Source organism: Boseongicola sp., from assembly GCF_057460485.1.
Genome location: NZ_JBVCWP010000288.1, coordinates 1 through 4,633, shown reverse-complemented (window position 1 = coordinate 4,633; position 4,633 = coordinate 1). Strand labels below are relative to the sequence as shown.

The following is a 4,633-nucleotide window of genomic DNA, read 5'->3' as shown; positions in this document are numbered from 1 at the left end:
CCTTCATTTCATCGGTCAGCACATCCGCGCGCGCCATAAAGATTCCACTGTTCCAGTCGTAACCGCCGTCGGCGAGGAAGGACTGCGCCGTTGCAAAATTAGGCTTCTCGCAGAACTGCGTGACGGCGAACGCATCGTCACCAAGTGCGGCGCCGCGCTTGATGTAGCCATAGCCTGTCTCGGAGGAGCGCGGCGTGATCCCGAACGTGACGATGTGCCCGCGCTCCGCATAGGATGCGCTTTGCAACGCAGCTTGCCTGAAGCCTTCGGCGTCGGGGATGTGATGATCAGCGGGGAGGAGCATCAGAATACCCTCCGCGTCGAGATCGCCGATAATCTTTGCGGCGACTGCGGCGGCGGCGGCCGTGTTACGGCCGATCGGCTCGAGCACGAGCGCCGTCGGCGTGATGCCGAGCTCCTGCAACTGGGCGGCAATCAAAAAGCGATGGTCCGCATTGGCGATCACCAGCGGTGGGGCGATGTCCGCCATGCCGGCGAGCCGCGCCGCTGTCTCTGGCAGCGGCGACCGGTCCGACAGAAGCGGCATGAGCTGCTTGGGCATCTGAGCGCGCGAAACGGGCCACAGCCTGGACCCGGTCCCGCCGGAGAGAAGTACTGGATAGATACGGCTCATTGTCCCAACACCCGTTTTTTTCAGCGAAAGGCCTCGAATCTGCATTTCTCGCGGACAGGATCCCGCCATGAAACTTAGCACGGATCGGGCCAACTACCGATGGGTTAACCCTATGGGCGCGGCCCCTCAATTGGCGGGCTTCTTCTTTTCGGTTCAGAGCGCCGCAATTGGAACACCGAGCGCTTTTGCTGCGGCGAGGAGGCGGTCATCATAGCTCGCGAGCTCGATCGTCTGACCGCGCTCTAGGAGGAACGCTATCGAAGCAAGATGCAGTGCATCGAGTGTGCGTACCGGAATTGGGAAGGGTTCAAGGGCCCGCTCCAAAACGGGTGTTGTCCGCTCGATCAGCGCAACATCGGCGCCTCAGCAGAGAACCTATCCTCTGTTGTCATATCCGGATCAGCAGATTGAAGCCCTGGTCACGCTCGGCCCTAAAAATTACCGCGCCGGGCGATGTCATTTTCTAAGCCACGGACAATTTACGGGCCGGCCCAACATGGCGAGTTCACCAGCGTCAATCGTTCCGTCGTTCGCAAATGCGCTCAGGAATGAGCACTGCATAATGGCATTCGCATTCGATTTCGTGGCCATGTATATTTCTCTCCCTATGTTTTTCCCCGCGAAGGCTGCGTTAAGCGGCGCGGCATCTTCCTTCACGGGTTGGCGTAGTTTCAGTATGCGCCCTGTGAGTACGTAAGTTCATAACTGTGTGAGTAGACCTCAAATATCAGGCCGAACGGGTCTTCGACGTAACACATCCGGTAGGGCTTTTCCCCAGGGTAGTACTCGCGTATCGGCATACGCTGCTTGCCCCCATGCTCTGTGACTTTCTTGACTAGGCCTTCGATGTCCGGGTCCTGTATGCAGAAGTGAAAGGTTCCCGTTTTCCAGTACTCGAAGTTCTTCGCGCTTTCGTTGTTCGGGAACTCGAAAATCTCAATACCGATCCTGTCACCTGTCGACATATGTGCAATCCGGAATGAACCCCAGCCGCTTCCAAACACGTCGATGCACATCTTGCCGATGGCGCTGTCGCTTTCCTCCCGTATCTCCGTAGGCGACATGATTTGATACCAGCCCATAACAGTGCTGTAGAACTTGACGGCCTTCTCAACGTCCGGCACGGAAATTCCGATATGGGAAAAGGTCCTAGGATAGGTTGTCATGGTCATTCCCTCTGTGCTTTCCCCCGCGCCCTCAGCTTAGCAGCCTGGGGTTATGCGCCAAGGTTGGGGTGGCCAATGTTTACTTTGCGGCCAACAGCCCCGGCAGCTTAGCAACATTCACAGCTATCTGGCGCCCCTAAGCGCCTGCACGAGCGCCGAGTAAAACGCCTTCATGTCGAGAACTTTGTGATAGGGGCCAATGTAGCCCTGGATCAATCCGTACGCAGTAGCGCGCGCCTTAGCGTCGGCATCGTCAGTCATGGAAGCCTCCCTCAAATGGCTTCCCCCCGCATCATTAAGGCTAGTTTGGATTTAGTCCCACGCCAACCAGACCGGCGCATAGAAGCGCAGCGCCAAAGATAGTGACGCCTGCGCCAAGCAGCACGCTGTTCTTGAAGGAGGCGCTGTTTGCCAGCGCGAGGGACTGGTTTCGGAGCGCCAATAGACAAAAGCCCTTGATAAGCGTCCACCAAGCAATCACCGAGACGATGATGGCGAGCGGGCTGGTCCAGAGATTGTGAATAGCGACCATCGCCGCGCCGAGCGTGAGCACGAATGCACCTGTGACAAAGCCAAGTGCCGTGTTGTCTCGAAACTCGTCCAACAATTTGGAGTAGCTGTCTCGTTCCGATAGAAAGCCAATCCCCGCAGCCACTAGGTACAAGCCAACAAAGACCGCCAATAGCTGCGTAACTGTTAGGTTCTCAATCATCGTCAGCCTCCTAGGCAGGGCAACAGTTTCTGTATTTGCTCATGTTGTCTACTGCTCATCTAAGTCCAAGAGCAGCGGGCAGACGCTGCTGCGCTGAACGGCGGCAACGCCTGTTGCGTGCAGGTAGAGGCAGTTCAGGCCGCTGCGCCCGATGGATATGCTTTGCCCGGTCAGATAAGCCGCGAACCAAACTAGAGTGAGGCATGCGAGCAATCCCACGCCGAACGCCACCTTTCTTCGCGTTCCGCTCATTGGTTCATTGCTTGAAGTCGCGCCGCTGAGATTGCTCCCGCTGCCTTCTGGCGATTGTCTTCAAGGGCAACTTTCGCGAGCAATTTGTCGGCGGTGTTGAAGTCTTTTGCCTCGCAAATCACGCCGATGATATAGCGAATAGCGGCGTCGCGATCTTCGTCTTGCTCAATCGCATATGCTTCCTTCACTGCGTCACTGACAAGTTCAGCATACTGCTCAAGAGCATCCTGTCGCTGTCTTGGGTCGGCAAAGGCCTCGATGTACCGGCTCGCGTCCAAGCATTTGAGTTCCACGTCAAGCGCGACGATGCCAACGTCCTCTCCCACTTCTTCTTCAGCAGCCATGATGTGTGCTCCCGGCAGGAGTATGCCTCCACCAACCATAATGGAGAAGGCCCGGCCTGCCTTCGCATCAGACCGGGCCTGCCGACAGCGATCAGCTTGGTGCTATGACTTTGCCGCCGCCATCGGCAAGATTAGGAACGCAACCCCTGACATTATCAAGTTGATGCCGACGAGAAGGCCGATTGCCCAAGTGGCGGAACTGGGCAGCTTCAAGATGAGAAGCACGCCGACAACCACGGCGACAACGCCAGCCAGTAGCATCCAAATCCATCCCGGCAGCGGGCGTATACGAAAAGAAATCATGCCCTCAAGAACGCCGTGGATGATGAACATTATGGCAAGCAACAACGTGAGCGTTACGATCCCAGTAAGTGGGAAGAACGCTAGCCAGCCACCCGCGACCACATAGAGAAGGCCGATCAGAAGGTCGAGAAAGAACTCACTCCATGTGCGGGTTGAGAACGCATGGACAATCTGGAGAACTCCAGCAATCAGAAAAAGCCAACCGAGAAAAACCTTCGCCGCAATAGTCGTAACAAAGGGAAATGCGACTGCGGCGATGCCAAGAATGATGAGCAAGACGCCTAGAAAGTAGAACCAACCCTTGTTTTCGGAGATTGATGCCTGCATTGCTGCTTGTTCCGATGCCATAGAACCCTCCCGTTTTTGGCTGTTGTCTTCCGCGCCAGAATATCAGTTCACAGAAGTTTATAGCAGGCGAAAGGCCCGGCCTGAGCTGGAAGAGACAGGCCGGGCCTACCGGATCGCATCAGCGTCGGGGGGTCTCTTGGGGCGCTTTTGGTCTTCAGGCGTGTTGCCGCTCTAACTGGATTGGAGGGCAAGGGACAGAGCCATAGGAGCAAAATACGCAACAATCGCCCTCCGAGGGGGTCAGGCGGCCGCCGCAGTCCTTGCAGTCATAGACGACCACACAGCAATCAGTTGGCATTATCTCACGAGCCTGATGCCCACATAGGGGGCAGGTGATCACCGATTCTCGTACCGTCTTCGTATCCTGCATACCGCCAAGCATATAGGAGCCGAGGCCCAGATTCGATAGGGCGTCAAGCCTTAGATTTCAAACTGAGACACTACCGAGTTATGCGCCAAGGAGAGGTAGCCCGAGGCTAACTTGGGTCGGTGCCCGACAATTGCCATGCTCATGAGTGTTACTGGGCTCGAAGCGCCGCTAATCTTTCGAGGGAAACTAGCGTCAGCTAGGGGAGAAGCCTGGTCCGGGGGATCGGGCTTTTTCTTTGGCTGAACAAGAAGAAGCCCCGGACACGGGGGGAGAGCCGGAGTTTCGGGTTCCTTATTGGGGGAACCTTAGTGATGGGAGGGAAACCATCACTTCTGGCCGCAGAATAACACCTCTCAAGCGTGGATTGCAGCCAACCGGCCAACACGCTTAATCACGGTTTTGAGATGGGGGTGCTTGGTTTCCTTACACCAGATGCGCGGAGTGGGCGCAATCAGATGGTCAGCAGCACCATTGTGACCAAAGCCACCGTGCCGACCCAAGCGG

At 56.6% G+C, this 4,633-nt stretch carries 7 protein-coding genes; all 7 read right to left on the bottom strand.

All coding sequences use genetic code 11. The features are described 5' to 3' along the window. Positions 1–634: mannose-1-phosphate guanylyltransferase (locus tag AC221Y_RS20485; protein WP_486708227.1), on the bottom strand; the 634-nt coding region annotated here is incomplete at its 3' end. Between the two features lie 671 nt (positions 635–1,305). After that, positions 1,306–1,800 (bottom strand): lactoylglutathione lyase family protein, encoded by a 495-nt coding sequence (locus AC221Y_RS20480; protein WP_486708226.1) that lies wholly within the window; start codon positions 1,798–1,800, stop codon positions 1,306–1,308. A 123-nt stretch (positions 1,801–1,923) separates the two neighbouring features. Next, positions 1,924–2,061: a hypothetical protein gene (locus tag AC221Y_RS20475; RefSeq protein WP_486708225.1), complete on the bottom strand. Its 138-nt coding sequence runs from the start codon at positions 2,059–2,061 to the stop codon at positions 1,924–1,926. Positions 2,062–2,101: 40 nt separating this feature from the next. Further along, positions 2,102–2,512, bottom strand: a complete 411-nt coding sequence (locus tag AC221Y_RS20470) for a hypothetical protein (RefSeq protein WP_486708224.1) — start codon at positions 2,510–2,512, stop codon at positions 2,102–2,104. 248 nt (positions 2,513–2,760) lie between these two features. After that, positions 2,761–3,108, bottom strand: coding sequence for a hypothetical protein (locus AC221Y_RS20465; protein WP_486708223.1), 348 nt, complete (start codon positions 3,106–3,108; stop codon positions 2,761–2,763). A gap of 102 nt (positions 3,109–3,210) precedes the next feature. Further along, a complete protein-coding gene (locus AC221Y_RS20460) occupies positions 3,211–3,759 on the bottom strand; it encodes an HdeD family acid-resistance protein (protein WP_486708222.1) in 549 nt (182 codons plus the stop codon). Between the two features lie 154 nt (positions 3,760–3,913). Continuing rightward, positions 3,914–4,129, bottom strand: coding sequence for a GDCCVxC domain-containing (seleno)protein (locus tag AC221Y_RS20455; protein ID WP_486708221.1), 216 nt, complete (start codon positions 4,127–4,129; stop codon positions 3,914–3,916). Between the last annotated feature and the right edge of the window lie 504 nt (positions 4,130–4,633).